We start from the raw sequence: 21,396 nt of genomic DNA on the forward strand, positions 1-21,396 counted from the left end.
CCCGCCCCTTCCCGAGCCGGGGCTCCGCCCCAGCCCCCGCGCCTCAATCGCCGGCGGGGCTGATTTTGCGGCTGGGTCGCATGTTCAGCCCGTCCGGCGCTTGAGGACATGCGACCGAAGGTCGCATACGGGGTCCGGGGTTTGCCCCCAGTTCGGGAAGGGGCGGGGTGGGGAAGAACAAGCCCGCCGCAGGCGTCAGGCCGAGGCCGTCAGCGCGCGCGTGAGGAGCGGCGCCACCTGCTCGATCTGCCAGCGGCGCGCGCCGTACGAGGCCAGGGCCTCTGCCACGGCGTCCTCGCCGATTTCCGCGGGCGGCTCCCAGCAGACCCGCCGCACCGTGTCCGGCGTGATCAGGTTCTCCTGCGGCAGATTGAGCTCCTCCGCGAGTGCGGAGACCGCAGCGCGTGCCGCGGAGAGCCGGGCCGCGGCCGCCGGGTCCTTGTCCGCCCAGGAACGGGGCGGCGGCGGACCGTTCAGCGGCTGGCCGGGCTGCGGCAGCTCCGCGTCGGGCAGCGCCTTGGCCCGGTCCACGGCCGCCTGCCACTGCTCCAGCTGACGCCGTCCCATCCGGTGGCCGAAGCCGGGCAGTGCGGTCAGCGCCTGGAGGTTCGCCGGCACCGCGAGCGCCGCCTCGACGATCGCGGAGTCGCTGAGCACCTTGCCCGGCGACACATCGCGTCGCTGGGCGACCTTGTCGCGGGCCGTCCACAGCTCCCGTACGACCGCCATCTGACGGCGGCGCCGCACCTTGTGCATCCCGGACGTACGACGCCAGGGGTCCTTGCGCGGCGGGGCCGGCGGTGCCGCGGCGATCGCGTCGAACTCCTGGCGGGCCCACTCCAGCTTGCCCTGCCGGTCCAGCTCCTTCTCCAGCGCGTCGCGCAGATCCACCAGCAGCTCCACATCGAGCGCGGCGTAGCGCAGCCAGGGCTCGGGCAATGGGCGGGTTGACCAGTCGACGGCCGAGTGGCCCTTCTCCAGGGCGTAGCCGAGTACGGACTCGACCATCGCGCCGAGCCCGACCCGCGGGAAGCCCGCAAGCCGCCCGGCCAGCTCGGTGTCGAAGAGCCGGGTCGGGATCATGCCTATTTCGCGCAGGCACGGGAGGTCCTGGGTTGCCGCGTGCAGGATCCACTCCGCACCGGCGAGCACTTCGCCGAGCCCCGAGAGGTCGGGGCAGCCCACGGGGTCGATCAGCGCGGTGCCCGCGCCCGCGCGCCGCAGCTGTACGAGATAGGCCCGCTGGCCGTACCGGTAGCCGGACGCGCGCTCGGCGTCGACGGCGACGGGGCCGGTACCCCTGGCGAAGGCGTCGATCACTTCGGCGAGGGCATCGTCGGTGGCCACCACCGGTGGAATGCCTTCACGGGGCTCCAGCAAGGGAATCGGCGCCGGTTCGACGTCGTCCGGGGGAGCGCCCCCGGTGGTTCGCAGTGCTGTCTCTGCTGCGGTCTCTTGGGCGTCGGTCACGTGTCAAGGGTATCCGTCAACGGACGGCGCCCGTCGACGGAACGTTCCGTCGACGGGCGTGAAGAAATGTAGAGCGGTCAGTGGATGATCCCGGTGCGCAGAGCGACGGCCACCATTCCGGCTCGGTCGCCGGTGCCGAGCTTGCGTGCGATGCGGGCCAAGTGGCTTTTGACGGTCAGTGCGGACAGGCCCATCGAGACGCCGATCGCCTTGTTGGACTGGCCCTCGGCGACCAGGCGGAGCACCTCGACCTCGCGGCCGGAGAGCTCGCGGTAGCCGCCCGGGTGGCTCGGGGCACCCGGGGGGCGGCGGTGCATCCGGTTGGCCGCGGCGCCGATGGGGGCGGCCCCGGGGCGGGTCGGGTGCCCGATGTTCGTACGCGTACCGGTGACGACATAGCCCTTGACGCCGCCCGCGAGGGCGTTTCGCACGGCGCCGATGTCGTCGGCGGCGGAGAGGGCCAGGCCGTTGGGCCAGCCCGCGGCTCGGGTCTCGGACAGCAGGGTCAGCCCGGAACCGTCGGGCAGGTGGACGTCGGCCACGCAGATGTCGCGCGGGTTGCCGACGCGGGGGCGGGCCTCCGCGATGGACGACGCCTCGATCACGTCACGCACTCCGAGGGCCCACAGGTGGCGGGTGACGGTGGAGCGGACGCGCGGGTCGGCCACGACGACCATGGCCGTCGGTTTGTTCGGGCGGTAGGCGACCAGGCTTGCGGGCTGCTCGAGAAGAACGGACACCAGGCCTCCTGGGAAGGTGCGGGACAGAGCCGGCTCGGGGAGGAAGCCGGGGCGAACCGTGCTTGAAGGGTCACGAACCTCTTCGGCACCAAACCCGCCCGCCTTTAGAGAATGATCACGATTTGGTGAGTAACAATTGGGGCAATTCGGACGCGTGATCGATCATCCTACGAGCGAGCCCGTCCCGGATCACGAAGCACGCACGCATCACGAGCATCCCGAGCATCGAGTTGCGACTGCCGAACTGTGACTGCCGAGCTGTGACCACCGGGCTCAGTTGCCCGGGCTCAGTCTCCCTGGCCGCGACCCGGGTACGGACTACGGCTGTTGCGGACCGCGCCGCTGTGGCAACGACACCACGCCCGTCGCCGAGTCCGCCGTACCGGCCGACGACGGCGGCAGCCCGGCGACCTGACAGAGCAGATCGCACCAGGCCGCGAAGTGTGCAGCCGAGTCCGGGACTCCGCCGACACCCTCCCGCGGCGTCCACGAGGCCCGGATCTCGATCTGCGTCACCGGCTGTCGCTCGGAGAGTCCACCGAAATAGTGAGACCCCGCGCGGGTGACGGTCCCGCTCGGCTCCCCGTACGACAGACCGCGTGCCTCCAGAGCGCCCGTCAGCCACGACCAGCAGACCTCGGGCAGCAGCGGATCGGCCGCCATCTCCGGCTCCAGTTCCGCGCGTACGAGTGTCACCAGCCGGAAGGTGCCCTGCCAGGCGTCATGGCCGGCCGGATCGTGCAGCAGGACGAGCCGGCCGTCCGCCAGATCGTCGTCGCCGTCGACGACCGCGGCCTCCAGGGCGTACGCATGCGGGGCGAGGCGCTGCGGCGGGCGCGTCGGGTCCACCTCGATCTCGGGTCGCAGTCGCGCGGCCCGCAGTGCGTCGACCGCCTGCCGGAACGCGCGCGGGACGGCATTCCCCTCCGCGCTGTCCGCATCGTCAGCGCCGTTGGAATGATCGGAAAAATGTCCCTGAGCCGCAGCCATGCGGGGAAGAGTAGGCGGAACGGGGGCTTCGCGCAGGGAGGGACACCCGGCCCGGGGCGGCCACTTCAGGTGTACGTGCGAAGATTCTGGGCGTGAGTGCCAATGACAGCCCCTCGGGCATGCCGACCAAGACGTACGACTCCGCTTTCCTGAAGGCGTGCCGGCGTGAGCCGGTGCCGCACACACCGGTCTGGTTCATGCGGCAGGCGGGGCGCTCACTGCCCGAGTACCTCAAGGTGCGCGAGGGCACTCAGATGCTCGAGTCGTGCATGCAGCCCGAGCTGGTCACCGAGATCACGCTCCAGCCGGTGCGCAGGCACAAGGTTGACGCCGCGATCTACTTCAGCGACATCGTCGTACCGCTCAAGGCCATCGGCATCGACCTCGACATCAAGCCGGGCGTCGGCCCGGTCGTCGCCGAACCGATCCGCACCCGCGCGGACCTGGCGCGGCTGCGCGACCTCACGCCGGAGGACGTCTGGTACGTCACCGAGGCGATCGGGATGCTCACCGGCGAGCTCGGCCCGACTCCGCTCATCGGTTTCGCCGGTGCGCCCTTCACCCTCGCCAGCTACCTCGTCGAGGGCGGTCCCTCGCGCAACCACGAGCACACCAAGGCGCTGATGTACGGCGACCCGCAGCTGTGGGCCGATCTGCTGGACCGCCTCGCCGAGATCACCTCCGCCTTCCTCAAGGTGCAGATCGAGGCGGGCGCGAGCGCCGTGCAGCTCTTCGACTCGTGGGTGGGCGCGCTGGCCCCCGCCGACTACCGGCGCTCGGTGATGCCTGCCTCGGCCAAGGTCTTCGACGCGGTGGCCTCGTACGGCGTCCCCCGCATCCACTTCGGCGTCGGCACCGGCGAACTCCTCGGCCTGATGGGCGAGGCGGGCGCGGATGTCGTCGGCGTCGACTGGCGGGTCCCGCTGGACGAGGCGGCCCGCCGGGTCGGCCCGGGCAAGGCGCTCCAGGGCAACCTCGACCCGGCGGTCCTCTTCTCCACGCGGGAGGCGGTGGAGACGAAGACCCGCGAGGTCCTGGACGCGGCGGCGGGCCTGGAGGGGCATGTCTTCAACCTGGGCCACGGTGTGCTGCCGACGACGGACCCGGACGCGCTGACGCGCCTCGTGGAGTACGTCCACGAGCGGACCGCTCGCTAGACCCGCAGACCACGCGCCAGACCCGGGGGATCAGACCACGTGACACAGGACGCCCCGACGCTTGCCCTGCCCCGCCCGGGGCAGGAACCGGCGCCGACGCACATATCCATGCCCGCGCCCAGGCGCGGGCGAATAGCCGCACTGGACGGCCTGCGACTGCTCGCCGCGCTGATGGTGGTGGCCTACCACTACCTGGCGCGCGGCGAGGGCTGGTCGGCATCCGGGCAAGCCAAGTTCCCCACCGCCTTCCCCTTCGCCGCGTACGGCTGGCTGGGCGTGGAGCTCTTCTTCCTCATCAGCGGCTTCGTCATCTGTATGAGCTGCTGGGGCCGGTCGGTGGGAGACTTCTTCGTCTCCCGCGTGACCCGCCTCTACCCGGCCTATTGGTTCGCCGTTCTCGCCACCACGGCGGTGCTGCTGCTCATACCTGGCGGCCAGAAGCCGCTGCCGTGGCCGGACGTCCTGACGAACCTGACCATGCTTCAGGAGCCACTCGGGGTCCGCATGGTCGACGGCGTGTACTGGACCCTCTTCGCCGAACTCCGCTTCTATCTGCTGTTCGCGGTCGTGGCCTGGTGGGGTCTGACCTACCGGCGAGTCCTCGTCTTCTGCTGCGTGTGGGCGGTGGCGGGGATGGCCTTCAGCAAGTTCGGCGACGACGCCTTCCGGTTGATGGTCATGCCGAACCACTGCTGGTACTTCATCGCCGGAATGGCGTTCTACCTCATGTACCGGTTCCGGCCGACGCTGCTGCTCACAGCCATCGTCCTGGTGTGCTTCGGGGCGGCTGTGCCCGCCGCGCGCACCACCTGGAGCCGCACGCTCGGCTACTTCGACCACCCCATTCCCTTCTGGCCGGTCATGGCGGTCATGGCAACGTGCTTCGGGGTAATGGGCCTGGTCGCGGCCGGAAAGCTGTCGTGGATGACGTGGCGATGGCTGCCCTACGCGGGCGCTGCCACATACCCGCTCTATCTGCTGCACCAGAACATCGGCTGGGAACTCATCAGGGTGCTCGAGCCTCGCGTACCGGCGTATGCGCTCGTCGGCCTGCTGGTCGGCGGAATGCTGCTGGCAGCCTGGCTGGTGCACCGGCTCGTAGAGCGACCGCTGGCCCGGCCGCTGCGGCGCCGGCTCGACAGGGCGCTCGCCGACGCGAGGGACCTCGGCGAAAGCCGCCCGCCGGCCTCCCGCTGAGCCTTGCCCCGCCCGACTCCTGTCCGCACGGGCGGACCGCTCGCCAGGACCCGTACGTTCGACGGGCCTGATTGTCGAGCCCGGTCACCCCGCCTTGCGGACCGCGGACACCGCCTTGCGCGCCGCCACCAGGACCGGGTCCCAGACCGGAGAGAACGGCGGGGCGTAGCCGAGGTCCAGGGACATCATCTGTTCCACCGTCATTCCGGCGGTCAGCGCCACCGCCGCGATGTCCACGCGCTTTGCCGCGCCCTCGCCGCCGACGATCTGGACGCCGAGCAGTCGGCCCGTACGGCGTTCCGCGAGCATCTTCACCGTCATCACGGTGGCGCCGGGGTAGTAGCCGGCGCTGTTCGTCGACTCGATCGTGGTGGTGACGTACTGCAGGCCCACGGCGCGGGCGTCCTTCTCGCGCAGGCCGGTGCGCGCGATCTCCAGGTGGCAGACCTTGCTGACGGCGGTGCCGACGACACCGGGGAACATTCCGTAATCCCCGCCCACGTTGGAGCCGATGATCTGGCCGTGCTTGTTCGCGTGCGTGCCCAGTGCGATATGGCGTTCGCGGCCCGAGACCAGGTCGAGGACCTCCACACAGTCGCCGCCCGCCCAGATGTTCTGGTGGCCGCGCACCCGCATCGCCGGATCGGTGAGCAGACCGCCGTACACACCGAGCGGCAGGCCGGCGGCGCGGGCGAGCGTCGTCTCCGGCTCGACTCCGATGCCGAGAACCACGACATCCGCCGGGTACGAGGCGGACTCCGTGGCGACCGCCGACACCCGGCCGTCCTGGCCCGTGAGGACCTTGGTGACCGCCGCGTCCGTCACCGTCGTGATGCCCAGACCGTCCATCGCCTTGTGGACCAGGCGGCCCATGTCCGGGTCGAGCGTGGCCATCGGCTGCTCGCCGCGGTTGAGGACGGTCACCTCGTAACCGCGTTTCAGCAGCGCCTCCGCCATCTCGACGCCGATGTAGCCGGCACCCACGACGACCGCGCGCCGGCCGCTCGTAGCGTCGAGGGTGGCCAGCAGAGCCTGGCCGTCGTCGAGGGTCTGCACCCCGTGGACGCCCGGTGCGTCGATGCCCGGCAGCGCGGGGCGGGTGGGACGCGCGCCGGTCGCGATGACCAGCTTGTCGAAGCCCGTCCAGGAATCGGTGCCCGCTTCGAGGTCGCGGGTGTGCACGCGCTGCCCGGCGACGTCGATCTCCGTCACCTCCGTACGCATCCGCAGATCGATCCCGCGCTCGCGGTGCTCGGCGGGCGTACGGGCGATCAGATCGTCGCGCTCCGGCACATCACCGCCGACCCAGTACGGGATCCCGCACGCCGAGTACGAGCTGAAGTGCCCGCGCTCGAACGCGACGATCTCCAGCTCCTCCGGGCCCTTGAGCCTGCGTGCCTGCGATGCGGCGGACATGCCTGCCGCATCGCCCCCGATGACCACCAGCCGCTCCGTTGCCATGGAGAACACGCTACGGGGAAGCGGCGGTTCAGCCCTGGCCGGGCCCGTGCACGGGCAGGGGAGCCGGCTGTGCGGTCTCCGGCGCGGGGCGCTTCGGCAGACGGGGCCGTATCGCCCAACGCCACAGGGCGTACAGCAGCGCGAACGCCGCGGCCCACGGAGCGACCGCCGCGATCGCGATCCCGATCCACAGCGCTGCCGTCACCAGCGCGTGCCAGCCGCCGCCGAGCGCGTCAAGGAAACCGGGGCCGTCGTCCTCCGCCTGCTGCCCCTTGTCCTCGTTCTCGGAGAGCGACAGGGTGATGGTGGCCAGTGTCGTACGGTCCTTGAGCGCGGCCTGCTGGGCGAGCAGCGACTCCAACTCCGCCTGGCGGCTGCTCAGTTGCCCCTCCAGCGTCACCACGTCGCTGAGCTTGGTGGCCCGGTCCATCAGCGCCCGTACGCGGTTCACGCTGGCCCGCTGCGTCGCTGTACGGCTCTCCACGTCCACGACCTGGTCGGTCACGTCCTTGGCGTCGGCCTTGCGGGAGAGCAGCTTTCCGGCACCGGCCAGCTCGGCGAGGACCGCGTCGTACTTCTCCTGCGGGACGCGCAGGACGACGCGCGAGGTCACATGGGTGTCGTCGATCCGTTCGGTGCTCTCGTTGGCGATATGGCCGCCGGCGCTCAGGGCCGTCCTGCGGGCGGCGGCGAGCGCCTTCGGGGCGTCCTTGACCTCCACGTCGAGCTCGGCCGTGCGGATGATGTGGGACGGAGCCAGGGAGACCGGCTGCTTCGGTGGCGTCCGCCGGGCGCCGGAAGCCGACTCGTCGGCCTGGTAGCCGCCGCCCTTCGCGCCCTGGGCCGCGGGCTTCGCGGCCTTGTTGTCCTGGGTGGATCCGGCATCGGCCCCACTGCACCCCGCGAGGGCGAGTGAAGCGGTGAGAAACAGTGCCGCGACCGTACGACGTGCACGCATACAAGCCCCCCGGGACAGATGCTGAGTGTTGCCGGTTCGACGTTCGAGGCCGTGCCGGAGGTTGCCCCTTTCCGGTCCCGAAGCGGTCACGGTCAGGACTCGTTACGGGTCTGAGAGAGTTGATCCATGAACGCGGACACACGTACGGGTCATGTCGTCGTCATCGGAGGCGGCATCGCCGGTCTCGCGGCCGCGCACCGGCTGATCGCCTCCGGTGTGCGCGTCACCCTCCTCGAGGCCACCGACCGGCTGGGCGGCAAGCTGCAGGCCGGCGAGATCGAGGGCGCCCCGGTCGACCTCGGTGCCGAGTCGATGCTCGCCCGCCGCCCCGAAGCGGTCGAACTGGCCCGCGCCGTCGGTCTCGCCGACCGGCTCCGGCCGCCGGCCACCGCCTCCGCCTTCGTGTGGACACGGGACGCGCTGCGCCCGATGCCCAAGGGCCATGTGATGGGCGTGCCGAGCGACCCGGCGGCACTCGCGGGACTGCTCTCCGCCGAGGGCATCGCCCGAATCGAGCACGAACGCGATCTCGCACCCGTCGAGCTCGGTGACGATGTCGCCGTCGGCACGTACGTCGCCGAACGCCTCGGCCGGGAGGTCGTCGACCGGCTGGTGGAACCGCTGCTCGGCGGGGTGTACGCGGGAGACGCGTACCGCATCTCGATGCGCGCCGCCGTCCCCCAGCTCTTCGAAGCGGCGAAGACCCACGACTCGCTGCTCGCCGCCGTCCAGGACATCCAGGCGAAGGCCGCGCGCCAGCAGTCCGCCGGCCCGGTGTTCATGGGCATCGAAGGCGGCGTGGGGCAGCTGCCGGCCGCCGTCGCCGACGCCGTACGCGCGCAGGGCGGCGAGATCCTCATGGAGACGCCCGTCCTCGGTATGACCCGCAGTGCCGAAGGCTGGCAGATCCGCACCGACCAGCGCGTCATCGCCGCCGACGGCGTGGTGCTCGCGGCCCCCGCCTGGTCCTCGGCCGCGCTGCTGGCCGCCGAGTCACCGGCGGCCGCCGCGGAGCTCGGCCGGATCGAGTACGCCTCCATGGCACTGGTCACCATGGCCTTCCGCCGCGCGGACCTGGCCGGGATGCCGCAGGGCAGCGGTTTCCTGGTGCCGCCCGTCGACGGCCGCACCATCAAGGCGTCCACCTTCTCCACCCGCAAGTGGGGCTGGGTCGACGAGGGTTCCGCCGACCTGTTCGTGCTGCGCACCTCCATCGGCCGGTACGGCGAGGAGGAGCATCTGCACCGCGAGGACGCCGAGCTCGTCGACGTATCGCTGCGCGACCTCGGTGAGGCGACCGGACTCGCGGCCCGGCCCGTGGCCACCGAGGTGACCCGGTGGATCGACGGACTGCCGCAGTACCCGGTCGGGCATCTCGCGCGCGTCGCCCGGATCCGCGACGAGGTCGCCAAGCTGCCGGGCCTCAGGGTCTGCGGCGCGGCCTACGACGGCGTCGGCATCCCCGCCTGCATCGCCGGCGCACAGCGCGCGGCCGACGAGATCATCGCCACGTCCACCCTGGTGCGGGGCACTGGGGACGACGCGGGAGAATAGCCTCATGACTGCACCGGAAAAGATTCCCAACGCGGGGAAGAAGGCGAAGGACCTCAACGAGGTCGTCCGCTACACCCTGTGGTCCGTCTTCAAGCTGCGCGATCTCCTCCCCGAGAATCGCGCCGGCTACGCCGACGAGGTCCAGGAGCTGTTCGACCAGCTCGCCGCGAAGGACATCACCGTGCGTGGCACGTACGACGTGTCCGGTCTGCGTGCCGACGCGGACGTCATGATCTGGTGGCACGCGGAGACCGCGGACGAGCTCCAGGAGGCGTACAACCTCTTCCGGCGCACCAAGCTGGGCCGCGCGCTCGAGCCGGTCTGGTCGAACATGGCGCTGCACCGCCCCGCCGAGTTCAACAAGTCGCACATCCCGGCCTTCCTGGCGGACGAGACGCCGCGCGACTACGTCAGCGTCTACCCCTTCGTGCGCTCCTACGACTGGTACCTGCTGCCGGACGAGGACCGTCGCAGGATGCTCGCAGACCACGGCAAGATGGCCCGCGGCTACCCCGACGTGCGCGCCAACACGGTCGCGTCGTTCTCGCTCGGTGACTACGAGTGGATCCTGGCCTTCGAGGCCGACGAGCTGTACCGCATCGTCGACCTGATGCGTCATCTGCGCGCCTCCGAGGCCCGGATGCACGTCCGCGAAGAGGTGCCGTTCTACACCGGCCGCCGCAAGTCCGTCGCCGAGCTGGTGGCCGGACTGGCCTGAAAGACATGGTGGCCGGGCCCGCACGGAGCGGGCCCGGCCATCCCCGACCCGGAAGATCAGACGGCGTGCGGCAGCCTGGGGCTCGCCGCCCTGCGGTCCAGCGACACCGGGTCCGGCTCCGGGTGCGGCGCGCACGAAGCGCGCCGCACCGGCGTCTTCCCGTGCAGCAGGTAGTCCTCCAGATAGCCGTTGACGCACTTGTTGTCGCCGCCGCCGATGCCGTGGGTACCGGCCTTCTCCTCCGTGATCAGCACCGAACCCTTCAGCCGCCGCGCCAGCTCAAGCGCCCCCTTGTACGGCGTCGCCGCGTCCCGCTGCGCCGCCAGGATCAGCACCGGAGGCAGCGCACCGCGCTGCGTGTGCACCTCCAGCGGCTGTTGCCGCGGAGCCGGCCAGAAGGCGCACGGCAGATTCATCCAGGCGTTGTCCCAGGTCTCGAAGGGTGCCTTGCGCGCCAGCGCGCTGTTGTCGCGGTCCCACACCTTCCAGTCCGTCGGCCATGGAGCGTCGTTGCACTCGACGGCGGTGTAGACGGCTTGGCCGTTCTCCGCCTCCCGCGCTTCGGCCGCTTCCGGCGCCGCCTGGTCGATCAGCGGCTTCGCATTGCCCTTCAGATACTCGGACAGCGCGCCGGCGCGCCGCGTCCAGTAGCCGTCGTAGTAGCCGACCGCCAGGAACGCCGCGTGCAGTTCGCCGGGGCCGACCTTGCCGCCCGCCGGCTTTTCGGCCAGCCGGGCGCGCACCCGCTCGTAACTGCGCGCCACCGCCTCGGGTGTGGCACCCAGGTGGTACGTCTTGTCGTGCTTGGCGACCCAGGCGCGGAAGTCCGCCCAGCGGCTCTCGAAAGCGAACGACTGGTCGAGGTTGTTGCGGTACCAGATCTGCTCCGTGGCCGGGTTGACCGCCGAGTCGAAGACCATGCGGCGCACATGGGACGGGAAGAGGGTCGCGTACAGCGCGCCGAAGTAGGTGCCGTACGAGGCGCCCATGAAGGTCAGCTTCTGCTCCCCGAGCGCCGCCCGCAGCACCTCCAGGTCACGGGCGTTGTTGAGCGAGGTGTAGTGGCGCAGCGCCTGTCCCGCGTTGCGCGCGCAGCCCTGCGCGTACGCCTTCGCCTGCGCGATCCGCTCCTGCTTGTACGAGGGGGAGGGCTGGACCGGTGCCGGGGTCGGCGCCTTGAGGAAGTCGGCCGGGGCGATGCAGGAGAGCGGCGCGGAGCGGCCGACACCGCGCGGGGAGTAGCCGACGATGTCGTAGGCGCGGGCGATGCCCTTCCACTCGGGGAGCGCGGCGGCCATCGGAAAGTACATGCTGGAGGCGCCGGGACCGCCGGGGTTGTAGATGAACGCGCCCTGGTACTCGGCGGGCTTGCCGGTCGCCTTTCCGCGGCTGACCGTCAGCTCGATCTGCCGGCCGGCGGGCTGGGCGTAGTCGAGCGGTACCTTCACCGTGCCGCACTGGATCGAATCGGGCAGCATCTCGGCTTCGGGGCAGCGTCCGAAGGCGATGCCCGCCGCGGCGGCGCGCGCGGCCGCGACGGCCGTGCCGTGCGACGCGGCGGAGGCGGTGGTGGCACCGCCGGCCGGAGCGACGACGAGAGCGGACAGAACCAAGGAACCGAGGCTTGTCACGGCCCCGTACTTCGCAACTGCTCTCATCGCGTTCCTTTCGTGCGCACGGCGGCCGGCGGCCACGGGACGAAAGGGATCCTTGGCGGGACGATTAACGATGTAAAGCACCGATGTCCGGTGTCGGGGTCAATGACTCCGATGCGCCGTACGGCCGCCGGTGAGCGCCGCACGCAGGACCGGATCGTCGACGGCGCCGACACCGCGGACGGCGACCGCGGTCAGGAACGCGCGCTCGTCACCGCCACTCCTGGGGGAGAGCGAGCCGAGCAGTCGCTGACCGGCGGGCGAGGCCCAGCGGGTGTACGGATGCACCTCGACCCGCGCAATGGCGAGACAGCCGAGAGTGAGCAGCAGGGGCAGCGCGAACCAGGCGAGGACCGGGGCGTCGGCGCGCTGTTCCTGAGGAAGCAGCAGTGTGGCGGCCGCCAGCGCCACGGTGAGGACGGTGGCGCCCTGCACACCCCGCACGGCGGAGGCGACGTGCGACCTGACGTTGTCGGGAACCGCGAGGCCGGCGCTGACGAGCCGGTCGGCCAGCGCCCGTACCGCGTCCGCGGCGGACGCAGCGGCTCGTACCGCCGCTGTCCGGGCCTGCCCCGCCGGCCCTATCGCGCCGATGACCGAGCGCTCCAGATCGTCCTCGCACTCCGGGTCGACGACCGTGGCCCAGCCGGTGTGCGCGAGCAGCAGCCTGCGGCGGCGGTGCATGGAGACGAGGGTGAGATCGGTGACCCGGTGCGGGCCGCCGGCCAGGAACGCGGCCTCGTACAGAGTCAGCGCCAGCTTCCGGCCGGGGCTCTCGGCGGCGGGGCGAGCGGCTTCTACGGCAGCGAGACAGAGCCGGGCGCAGCTGATGCCCGCCGCGGCCCATGCGACCAGCACGAAGAGGACCGAGAACATGGCCGAGTTCTACGCGAGTTGTCCTCCGGTCCGCCATGGGCTGTTCACCATGTGGACCGGGTGTTATTCGTTCGTGACGCCGGTGCGTGGGCGGGAGACGGGGGGCGGCAGCGGGAAGAACGGGGTCGGTGTCGGCGTGGCGGGGCCGGCCGGCGGCGGTGTCGCGCCGCGGGCGGGCGGTGGCGGCCCGGTGGGGCTCGCGGTCGTCGTGGCGGCGGCGTCGGCGGCGATGGCGTCGTAGTCGACGAGGCCGGTCGCCTCAAGGACGTTGATGTGGTCGAGGACGGTGGTGTTGGCGTCGTCGGCCAGTTCGCGCACGAGTGTGTTGCGGGTGCTGTCGCGGATGTCGGCGACGAGGGAGAAGACCTTGCCGTGGGCCCGGCGCAGGATGTTCGCGAACGTGGTCTCGTACTCCTGGCCACGCGCTTCGCTGAACTCCTGCAGCCAGCCCCGCTGCTGGGCCGTCGGCTGGCTGGGCAGCTCCATGGTGAGCCGCGCCGCGACCTCGCGGACGCGGGCGTCGAGATAGGTGTGGCCCGCAACGAGATGCTCGCCGGCCACTCTGACCGCAACGGTCGGGGCGCGGCCGACGGCCTGCTGGCCTGCGGGGAGTTCCCACAGGCCGGCAAGTCTGACGCGGACGATGAAGTCCCGGTCGGCGGCGGAGAGCGGGCCCCAGCGGGTGGGTACGGAACCCGCCCGGAGATTGGCGAGGCCGGTTCCGGAGCGGTCGTCGTACGACCAGACCGGGAAGAGAAGCGCGGCGATGGTCGCCGTCAGGGCGACGACGATCAGGCCGGTGCCGGTGAGGGAACGCATGCTGCCTCCTGCGTGCGCTCCAGCACGCTAGTCGGCTCGGGCGTGATCCCGTGGGCTGTTGGGTGAAGTGGGAGACATGAAGTAGGAGACATGAAGTACGAGAGGTGAAGTACGAGCCAGGGGCCGGTGCGGGTCAGGAACTGCTGCTGCCACCGCAGCTCGAGCCCCCGGACGAACCGCCACAGCTGGAACCGCCCGAGGAACCGCCGCAGCTGGAACCCCCGGACGAACCGCCGCAGCTGGAGCTGGATCCGCCACCGCAGCTCGAACCGCCACCGGAGGAGCCTCCGCAACTGGAGCTGCCACAGCCGGAACCCGGGCTCGATCCGGCGCACCACACGGCCACCGAGTCCGGGTACGAGGTGTACGAGTGGCCCGACGCCGAGTGGGCGCCTCGGACGCCCGCGGGGACCCGCGCCGCCGCGGTCAACTGGGCCTGGAGCGCGGGATCCGGCACGGCACGCAGGCCGTGGAGCGCGACCAGATGAGCCGGTGAGTACGCCTGGGCGTACTGAACACGGTACGAGCGGAGCGCGTCCCGCCCGGCCGTACTGATCCGGCGCCGGGCGCGGCCCGCCATGACGAAGCCGATCACGATGCCCGCGATCAGGGCCGGCAGGACCAACGCGATGAATGGTGGCCCGGAGTCGACCGATTCGTCCGCGAGGAAGCTGACAACGGTGAGGGCGAAGGCGAGCGGCAGGGCCAGCACGCACAGGATGCCCTGGGTGAGACCCCACACGGCCGGGCCCCGGTTCTGCCCGGGCGGCACCATCAGCCCGCGTGCGGCGAGGCCGTCGCCGATCGCCTGCACGCCGGGGCTGCGCATCGCGGCGATCCGGAGTGTGTGCAGCGCGCCGGTCGGGGCGACGGCGAGTTCATCGAGTAGCGCGCGCTCGACCGGGTCGTGGGCGACCGGATTTCGTACGGCGACGATGCCCGGGCCGCCGATGGCGAGCCGGCCGTCCGCGTGCAGGGCGGCGAGCGCGGCGTCCACCACCCGGGCGGGGCCGCCGCTGAGGAAGGCGGCCTCGTAGACGTCGTGGATACCGCCGCCGGCCGGGTGGCGGCGCTGGGCGGCGGACACCCGGATGATCAGCGCGACGGAGGAGGCGCCGACGGCGAGATAGACCAACACAGCGAGCAGGGTCATTCCGCTCACCTCCTGACAAGAGCGGCACGGGCCGCGCGTACGAGACGGGTCGAGCGGCGCGGCGGATGGGGCGCGACGCGCTCCTCCCACCAGCGGGTCAGCAGGCGCCGGGCGTTGTCGTCCGCGGGCCGCCCGGCGACGAGGAGCTGCTCGGCGAAGTCGAGCGCGTCGCGGCGGTACCCGGCGCGCATGGGGCGGGACTTGGCGTACGCGAGGTACTCGGCGCGATAGCCCGCGCCGACTATCTCCGGCAGCTCGGGCGCGACCTTGGCGACGACATCGGCCCGCTTGGCGGCGAGGGCACGGCTCTGCACGCGCAGGCGCCGGGAGTCGAAGCCTTCGGGGGCGGGGGTGCCGGCGACGAGTGCGGAGAGAAGGGCGGTCTGGTCGAGGGCGACGCGCTCTCGTGGGGCAGGAGAGCTCCCCCGACCCGTCTCGACCTGGCCGCAGGCCTTCGGCCCCTCGTGGGCGCGGGCTTCCCCACGCGGGCCGGAAGCCGTCGAGCGCCCCCCGTGCGAGCCCGCGGGCGCGGCTGCCGCCAACGTTGCGCGGATCGTCGTCAGTTCCGCCGAGAGCTCGGCCGCGGGCGGGAAGTCGTCGTCCCGCTCCAGCAGTACGCCCGGCGGGGACACCCGGGAGCGGAGCTCCGTCAGGACGTCCAGGACCGGCTGGGTCACCGGATGGGCGTGGGTGTCGTGCCAGACGCCGTCGCGTTCGATGCCGCCCGCGACATGGACGTACGCGATCGCCTCGACCGGGAGTTCGTCCAGCGCCACCGACGGATCCTCGCCGCGGTTGACGTGGTTCGTGTGGAGGTTGGCCACGTCGATCAGCAGGCGTACGCCCGTGCGCTCGACCAGTTCCGCGAGGAACTGGCCCTCGGTGAGCTCCTCGTCCGGCCAGGAGATCAGTGCCGCGATGTTCTCCAGAGCCAGCGGCACCGGCAGCGCGTCCTGCGCGATACGGACGTTCTCGCAGAGCACCTTCAGCGCGTCCCAGGTGCGCGGCACCGGCAGCAGATGGCCCGCTTCCAGCTGCGGCGAGGCAGTGAGCACGCCACCGGCCCGTACGAAGGCGATGTGCTCCGTGACCAGGGGCGCGCCGAGCGCCGTCGCCCGCTCCGCCAGGTCGGCGAGCCGCTGCTCGGACGGGCGGTCCGCGCCCCCGAGGCCCAGCGAGACGCCGTGCGGGATGACCTTGACGCCGCGCGAGCGCAGGCGGGTCAGGGCGGCGGGCAGATGGCCCGGGCAGATGTTCTCCGCGACAACCTCGACCCAGTCGACGCCTGGCAGTTCCTCCACCGCGTCCGCGATCTCCGGGCGCCAGCCGATGCCTATACCGAGTTCCATGAGTCCCCTCCCCCGTGCCGTGTGACGGTGCGTGCAGGGCCTATGGCCCCGCCGGACGGCGGTGAATCCAGAGGAGGGGACGTTCAGAGGTTGATTTGAGGTTCCGGCGGACCGGAGTTACCGACGGGTCACGGACGGTTGGTGTTGATCGCTGTCGGTGCTCCCGGCTGGGTGGACGGACGCGAGGTGAAGGACTGGTCCCCACTCGGGGACACGGGTGCCGGCTGCGGCGGCAGGTTGCCGTTCGGCGGCGGCGGACCTGTCGGGCTGGCCGACGCCTTGCCGGCCGCCTCGTTGGCGATGGCGTCGAAGTCGACGAATCCGGTCCCCTCCAGCATGGTGATGTGGTCCAGGACCGTCTGGTTCGCGTCGGTGGCCAGCTGCCGGATCAGCGTGTTCCGGGTGGTGTGCCGGACCTGGGCGATCAGTGCGAAGACCTTGCCGTGCGCGTTGCGCAGCAGGTTCGCGAACTTCCGCTCGTACTCATCGCCGCTCGCCGCCGACAGCTCCTGCAGCCAGCCCTGCTGCTGCTCGTTCGGCTGGTTCGGCAGTTCGACGCCGAGCTTCGCCGCGACATCGCGCGCCCGCTTGTCGAGGTCGGTGTGGCCGACGATGAGGTGGTCGCCCGCGTCCTTGATCGCCTTGGTCGGGGCGCGTTCGATCGCCTGCTGTCCTGCGGGCAGCTCCCAGAGTCCGGCCAGCCGGACCTTCACCAGGAAGTCCCGGTCCGTGGCCGTGAGCGGTCCCCACTGGGTCGACACGGCCGCGGCGTTGAGATTGTCCTGGCCGGTGCCGGAACGGTCCGCGTACGACCACACGGGAAACGCCAGCGCGCCTACCGTGGCGACCAGGGCCGCGATGATGAGTGCTGTCCCGTTGATGCGCCGCAACAAAGTGCCTCCAGAGCCGATACGTTCCACGGCAGATCAACCGCCGGCTGAAACAGCGTTCAACCTACTTGGCGGTACTCAGAGGTACGTAACGCGGGGCCCCAGTGTTCAGCCGCGCAGCGACGGATGATCCGCGACCACCGTGCAGGAGCCCGGAGCGATCTCGGTGAAGCCCGCGTCGCGCACCACCGGCAGGCCGCTGACCGTGAGTTTTCGCCAGCGCGCGGGCTCCGCGGTGCGCACCGAGAGCGGCAAGCCGGCCTCGCGCCACGCCTTGCGGTCCGCCTCCGACAGCTCCCACCAGGCGAGTTGGGCACCGTGGCCGGCCTGCGCCATCGCCTTGCCCGCCGACATGTCCAGATCCGGGCTCAACCACAGCACCGGGGCGGTGGGATCGGGAGCGGCGGGCGGCTCGGGGTCGTCGAGATCCGTGCCCGACACCTGGAGCTTGGCCAGCTCCTTCGGCCAGCCGTCCAGCGGGACGGGCGGGAAGACCCGTACCTCTGCGGTCCCGCTCGTCACGGTGATGCCCGGCAGCCCCGCGGCCTTGCGCCACTCGGCGCCGCGCGCCCGCCGCACCACCTTGCGGATCCGGGCGTCCTGCCAGTCCCGCATCGCCTGCGCCCACTCGCCGTCGTCCAGCGAACGCCCGTCGCTCAGGATGTCGAGGACGGCGCGGGCAGCGGACTCCAGCGCGTCGGTACGGGCCGGGGGTTCGGCCTTCTCGATGTGTACCACCAGCGGAAGGACGAACTGCGGGGCCGCGTCACGGGAGGTGATTTCGTGCCTAAAGGGACTGTCGGGGAGGGTTTCGTCGCTGCTCACACCGTCCAGTCTGCCAGCCGTTCCGGTCGGGATTATTGGCGGAACGGAGGCCTCCGGGCGACGATGCACGCCATGAAGAGCGATCTCTTTGCCTCGGAGAACATGGCGCAGCAGGCTTCGGTGCCCGGAATGAGTCTGCAGAACGCCAAATCGGTCAAGTACGCCGTCAACGGCGAGATGCACGCGCGGCAGGGATCAATGGTCGCCTTCCGCGGAAACCTCCGGTTCGAGCGCAAGGGCCAGGGCCTCGGCGGCATGCTCAAGCGCGCCATGACGGGCGAGGGCCTGCCGCTGATGGCGGTGCGTGGGGAGGGAGAGGCCTGGTTCGCGCACGAGGCCCAGAACTGCTTCATCGTCGATATCGAGCAGGGCGATGCGCTCACCGTCAACGGTCGCAACGTCCTCTGCTTCGACGCCTCCCTCTCGTACGAGATCAAGACCGTGAAGGGCGCCGGCATGACCGGCGGCGGCATCTTCAACAGTGTCTTCACCGGTTACGGAAAGCTCGCCGTCGTCTGCGAGGGCAACCCCATCGTGATACCCGTCACGGCGCAGCAGCCGGTGTACGTCGACACGGACGCGGTCGTCGGCTGGAGTGCTCAGCTGCACACCTCACTGCACCGCTCGCAGTCGGTCGGCTCGATGATCCGTGGCGGTTCCGGCGAGGCCGTCCAGCTGATGCTCCAGGGCGAGGGATTCGTGATCGTACGGCCCAGCGAGCTCACGCCGCAGAAGGCGGCAGCGAACTGAAACTCCAAGGAGTCGGCCGCCGTTACGGCCTCGGCGGACCATGGGTGCTGCGCGGAGTCGAGCTCGAGCTGCCCGCGCGCGCCCTGGTCCGCGTCGAGGGGACCAACGGCAGCGGAAAGTCCACCCTGCTGCGGCTGCTGGCCGGGATCGACGCCCAGACCGAGGGGCGGATCAGCGGCCGGCCACGTACGGCGTACGTCCCCGAACGCTTCCCGGCCGCGCTGCCGTTCACCGCGACCGGCTATCTGACGCGCCTCGGGCGGATCCACGGTCTCGGGCGCCGGGCCGCCGAGGCGCGGGCCGGCGAGTGGCTGGAGCGCTTCGGGGCCGCGGGCCACGCCCGTACCCCGCTCGCCGAGCTCTCCAAGGGCACCAGCCAGAAGGTGGCGGTGGCCCAGGCGCTGCTCGCGGAGCCGGAGTTGCTGGTGCTCGACGAGGCGTGGACGGGCCTGGACACGGTGGCGCGCGAGGAATTCGACCGGGCGGTCGTGGAACGGGTCGCGGCCGGGGCCGCAGTCGTCTTCGTCGATCACGACCCGCGCCGACTCGCGGGGGCCGTGGACGCTGTCCACGTATTGAGCGGGGGCGCTCTGATACGTCGCACGAGCGGGACCGGCGCGGCCGAACAGGGGCCGCTGGTACGGATCGAGGTGGCGGGACCGCCCGGTGTGCCGGTGCCCGAGGGGCTGCCCGGGGCGCCGACGCACGAACCGGGCCCGGACGGCAGCACGGTGCTGACGGTGGCGGTGGTGCACTCCGACGCGCTGCTCAGGGCGCTGCTCACGGCACGGCCGCCGTGGCACATCCGACAGTTGAGCCGGACCGGAGCCGCCGCTACGACGACGGGGCAGGTGGCGTCATGACGGCACTGTTCGGCTATCAGACCGCCCTGCTGCTGCGTTCACAGCGCTGGCTGCCGCCCGTCCTGCTGTACGGGATCTTTCTTGCCGTCGGCGTGCAGTCGGGGCAGCCCGTGCTGGACTCGTTCGGCTACGCCGCCGGCGCGCTGCTGCCGGTCACCGCCTGGCTGGTCCGGGTCTGCGCAACCCAGGAGCCCCCGGCCGCGCGCAGCATCGCGGCCGCCGCGACGAGCCCGCCGCGCGTGCATCTGGCGTCCCTGCTCGCCGCGGTGGCGTGCGCGGGGGCACTGGGCGCTGTGGGAACGACCGTGATCGCCTTGATCAGCAAGGCGACGAGCGCCGACAACCGGGTGGCGATCCCACTGCTTCCCGCCACGGCCGCGGGGCTGCTCGCCGCGGCGGTCTGTGTGCTGACGGGGGCGGCGGTCGGCGCGCTGTGCACGCGGCCGCTGCTGCACGCGCGGGGCTGGTCGCTCACGGCCACCGCGCTCGTCGCGCTGCTGGCGCTGGTGACCAGCGGCTCGCCCGCCAAGTACGCCCTGACCGGGCTGGTGACCGGCTCGCGGACGGGGACGGTGCAGCTGTCCGTACTGCCGCTGATCTCCGCGCTGCTGGTCGCGGTCGTGGCGGGCGCGCCGGCCTGTGCGCTGAGCTCGCTCCGCGGGGCGGACGGCGAGAGTTAACCTCGTAGGCATGGACGAGCCGCACCAGCAGGACGAGCCGCAGGAGCCGTACTGCGAGACACCTGCCGCCGCGCCCCTGGCGGCCGGCGGGCCGCCTTTCGCCGAATGCGTGCTGTGTCGGAAGCCGACCGAATACCCGGAGTCGGTGAAGGGCGCGACGCTCTGCCCCGTCTGCGAGTGGCAGGAGGCCCAGCGGACGGCCTGCTCGGGCTGAGATCAGGCCCCTGTGGCGATGATCAGGCCCGTGCGGTGACGATCAGCCCGTGCGGCGATCGAGGACGGACCGGCTGCCGGACGGCCCCGCTCAACCATGCGCGTTCACGCACCCCGCATCAGGTCGGAGACCTTCACAAAGCGGTAGCCGCGCTTGCGCAGCTCCGGGACGATCTTGCGGACCGCCTGCTCCGTGACCGGCGCGGCGCTGCGCGTGCAGTGCATCACCACCAGCGACCCCGGCTGCACGCCCTTGAGTACCTGCTCGGCGACGGCGTCCCCGTCCGTCGCGAAGGCGTCGCCGCTCACGACGTCCCACTGGACTGCGGTCACCTTCGCCGGAGCCAGGGCTCGCAGGGACGCGTCGTTGTAGCAGCCGCCGGGGAAGCGGAAGTACGGCACCACATTCCGGGCCCCGGCCTTCTTGAACGCGGCGAAGGCCCGGTCCACCTCGGCCGGCATGGCGTTCTTCGCGACCAGCGGCAGGCCGTAGCAGGGCGACTTGAAGGCGTAGTGGCTGTAGGAGTGGTTGGCGATTTCGAACAGCGGGTCGTTGCCGATCTCCTTCGCCTGATACGGGTATTCCTCGGCCCAGCGGCCGGTCATGAAGACCGTCGAAGGGACGTTGAGCCTCCGGAGCGAGGCGATCAGGGCGGGGTTGTCGAAACGCTCGCCACGCGCGGCCCGGGGCCCCTGGTCGGCGGTCATGTCGGCGTCGAAGGTGAGTGCGACGGTTTTCCCGGCCTTCGCGGCCGACTTGGGTGCGCGCTCGAAAACGGGCGTCAGGCCGCCGGGCCCGGGCGCGAGGGTCGGAGCCTTCCGCACCTTGTCCGTGAGCGGCTCCCCGGGCTTCCCGGGCTTCCCGGGCTTCCCGGGCTCCCCGGGCTCTGCGGGCTCTGCGGCCTTTGCGGAAGCGACCGCGTCCGTTCTGCGGGGTGAGGGCTGGGCGGAACCGCCACCGTTGCCGCTGGAGCAGCCGACGAGCACGGCGCCCATCACGGCAGCGGTCAGCATTCTTCGTACAAAAGTGATCACCGACGGAAACTATCTGATCAGTCGGACTGTATGAGTGCACGGC

21 protein-coding genes are annotated in these 21,396 nt (G+C 71.4%); 8 read left to right on the top strand and 13 right to left on the bottom strand.

Features of this window, described 5'->3' with window-relative positions; all coding sequences use genetic code 11:
* Window positions 1–195: 195 nt before the first annotated feature.
* The 3 genes from ACFWDI_RS04730 to ACFWDI_RS04740 all read right to left on the bottom strand — a co-directional run bounded on the left by ACFWDI_RS04730 (window position 196) and on the right by ACFWDI_RS04740 (window position 3,200).
* Complete coding sequence (locus ACFWDI_RS04730) at window positions 196–1,470, bottom strand: HRDC domain-containing protein (RefSeq protein ID WP_385301332.1); 1,275 nt, start codon at window positions 1,468–1,470, stop codon at window positions 196–198.
* A gap of 77 nt (window positions 1,471–1,547) precedes the next feature.
* Window positions 1,548–2,210 (bottom strand): response regulator transcription factor, encoded by a 663-nt coding sequence (locus ACFWDI_RS04735; RefSeq protein ID WP_005310513.1) that lies wholly within the window; start codon window positions 2,208–2,210, stop codon window positions 1,548–1,550.
* A 318-nt stretch (window positions 2,211–2,528) separates the two neighbouring features.
* Window positions 2,529–3,200, bottom strand: a complete 672-nt coding sequence (locus ACFWDI_RS04740) for a DUF3000 domain-containing protein (RefSeq protein ID WP_385301334.1) — start codon at window positions 3,198–3,200, stop codon at window positions 2,529–2,531.
* Between the two features lie 92 nt (window positions 3,201–3,292).
* On the opposite strand from ACFWDI_RS04740, the gene hemE reads away from it, so the two are divergent.
* Together hemE and ACFWDI_RS04750 are read left to right on the top strand one after the other, a co-directional pair.
* On the top strand, window positions 3,293–4,357 hold the full coding sequence (hemE, locus tag ACFWDI_RS04745) for a uroporphyrinogen decarboxylase (RefSeq protein ID WP_385301336.1): 1,065 nt from the start codon (window positions 3,293–3,295) through the stop codon (window positions 4,355–4,357).
* 39 nt (window positions 4,358–4,396) lie between these two features.
* Window positions 4,397–5,554 (top strand): acyltransferase family protein, encoded by a 1,158-nt coding sequence (locus ACFWDI_RS04750; protein WP_385301337.1) that lies wholly within the window; start codon window positions 4,397–4,399, stop codon window positions 5,552–5,554.
* Window positions 5,555–5,638: 84 nt separating this feature from the next.
* Here ACFWDI_RS04750 and ACFWDI_RS04755 read toward each other — a convergent pair whose 3' ends face one another.
* Both ACFWDI_RS04755 and ACFWDI_RS04760 read right to left on the bottom strand, forming a co-directional pair.
* Complete coding sequence (locus ACFWDI_RS04755) at window positions 5,639–7,015, bottom strand: FAD-dependent oxidoreductase (RefSeq protein WP_385301338.1); 1,377 nt, start codon at window positions 7,013–7,015, stop codon at window positions 5,639–5,641.
* A gap of 28 nt (window positions 7,016–7,043) precedes the next feature.
* Window positions 7,044–7,973, bottom strand: a complete 930-nt coding sequence (locus tag ACFWDI_RS04760) for a DUF4349 domain-containing protein (RefSeq protein WP_385301339.1) — start codon at window positions 7,971–7,973, stop codon at window positions 7,044–7,046.
* Window positions 7,974–8,099: 126 nt separating this feature from the next.
* Here ACFWDI_RS04760 and hemG point away from each other — a divergent pair, with 126 nt between their 5' ends.
* Both hemG and hemQ read left to right on the top strand, forming a co-directional pair.
* Window positions 8,100–9,527 carry a protoporphyrinogen oxidase gene (gene hemG, locus ACFWDI_RS04765; protein WP_385301340.1) on the top strand — a complete coding sequence of 476 codons (1,428 nt, stop codon included), beginning with the start codon at window positions 8,100–8,102 and terminating at the stop codon, window positions 9,525–9,527.
* 4 nt (window positions 9,528–9,531) lie between these two features.
* Window positions 9,532–10,245: a hydrogen peroxide-dependent heme synthase gene (gene hemQ, locus ACFWDI_RS04770; RefSeq protein ID WP_385301341.1), complete on the top strand. Its 714-nt coding sequence runs from the start codon at window positions 9,532–9,534 to the stop codon at window positions 10,243–10,245.
* Window positions 10,246–10,301: 56 nt separating this feature from the next.
* On the opposite strand, the gene ACFWDI_RS04775 is transcribed toward hemQ, so the two are convergent.
* The 7 genes from ACFWDI_RS04775 to ACFWDI_RS04805 form a co-directional block, all read right to left on the bottom strand.
* A complete protein-coding gene (locus ACFWDI_RS04775; protein ID WP_385301342.1) occupies window positions 10,302–11,903 on the bottom strand; it encodes an alpha/beta hydrolase in 1,602 nt (533 codons plus the stop codon).
* Window positions 11,904–12,002: 99 nt separating this feature from the next.
* Window positions 12,003–12,776: a TIGR04222 domain-containing membrane protein gene (locus ACFWDI_RS04780; protein ID WP_385301343.1), complete on the bottom strand. Its 774-nt coding sequence runs from the start codon at window positions 12,774–12,776 to the stop codon at window positions 12,003–12,005.
* 63 nt (window positions 12,777–12,839) lie between these two features.
* Window positions 12,840–13,595 (bottom strand): DUF4142 domain-containing protein, encoded by a 756-nt coding sequence (locus ACFWDI_RS04785; protein WP_385301344.1) that lies wholly within the window; start codon window positions 13,593–13,595, stop codon window positions 12,840–12,842.
* A 133-nt stretch (window positions 13,596–13,728) separates the two neighbouring features.
* On the bottom strand, window positions 13,729–14,748 hold the full coding sequence (locus tag ACFWDI_RS04790) for a TIGR04222 domain-containing membrane protein (protein WP_385301345.1): 1,020 nt from the start codon (window positions 14,746–14,748) through the stop codon (window positions 13,729–13,731).
* A 5-nt stretch (window positions 14,749–14,753) separates the two neighbouring features.
* Window positions 14,754–16,097 (bottom strand): DUF692 domain-containing protein, encoded by a 1,344-nt coding sequence (locus ACFWDI_RS04795; protein WP_385301346.1) that lies wholly within the window; start codon window positions 16,095–16,097, stop codon window positions 14,754–14,756.
* 128 nt (window positions 16,098–16,225) lie between these two features.
* The gene (locus ACFWDI_RS04800) at window positions 16,226–16,987 is read right to left on the bottom strand and encodes a DUF4142 domain-containing protein (RefSeq protein ID WP_385301348.1); all 762 of its coding nucleotides are present in this window, start codon (window positions 16,985–16,987) and stop codon (window positions 16,226–16,228) included.
* A 108-nt stretch (window positions 16,988–17,095) separates the two neighbouring features.
* Complete coding sequence (locus tag ACFWDI_RS04805) at window positions 17,096–17,821, bottom strand: peptidyl-tRNA hydrolase (protein ID WP_385301630.1); 726 nt, start codon at window positions 17,819–17,821, stop codon at window positions 17,096–17,098.
* Window positions 17,822–17,884: 63 nt separating this feature from the next.
* Here ACFWDI_RS04805 and ACFWDI_RS04810 point away from each other — a divergent pair, with 63 nt between their 5' ends.
* From ACFWDI_RS04810 to ACFWDI_RS04825, 4 genes are read left to right on the top strand one after another with little or no spacing between them, the layout of a single operon-like run.
* A complete protein-coding gene (locus ACFWDI_RS04810) occupies window positions 17,885–18,562 on the top strand; it encodes an AIM24 family protein (protein WP_385301350.1) in 678 nt (225 codons plus the stop codon).
* Window positions 18,563–18,606: 44 nt separating this feature from the next.
* Entirely contained in the window at window positions 18,607–19,425 is an 819-nt protein-coding gene (locus tag ACFWDI_RS04815) for an ATP-binding cassette domain-containing protein (RefSeq protein ID WP_385301351.1), read from the top strand.
* The gene (locus ACFWDI_RS04820; protein ID WP_385301352.1) at window positions 19,422–20,105 is read left to right on the top strand and encodes an ABC transporter; all 684 of its coding nucleotides are present in this window, start codon (window positions 19,422–19,424) and stop codon (window positions 20,103–20,105) included. The genes ACFWDI_RS04815 and ACFWDI_RS04820 overlap by 4 nt, the downstream gene beginning before the upstream one ends.
* 10 nt (window positions 20,106–20,115) lie before the next feature.
* The gene (locus tag ACFWDI_RS04825) at window positions 20,116–20,319 is read left to right on the top strand and encodes a hypothetical protein (protein WP_385301353.1); all 204 of its coding nucleotides are present in this window, start codon (window positions 20,116–20,118) and stop codon (window positions 20,317–20,319) included.
* 104 nt (window positions 20,320–20,423) lie between these two features.
* Here ACFWDI_RS04825 and ACFWDI_RS04830 read toward each other — a convergent pair whose 3' ends face one another.
* A complete protein-coding gene (locus tag ACFWDI_RS04830; RefSeq protein WP_385301631.1) occupies window positions 20,424–21,332 on the bottom strand; it encodes a polysaccharide deacetylase family protein in 909 nt (302 codons plus the stop codon).
* Between the last annotated feature and the right edge of the window lie 64 nt (window positions 21,333–21,396).

Source organism: Streptomyces sp. NPDC060064, from assembly GCF_042736455.1.
GTDB lineage: Bacteria > Actinomycetota > Actinomycetes > Streptomycetales > Streptomycetaceae > Streptomyces.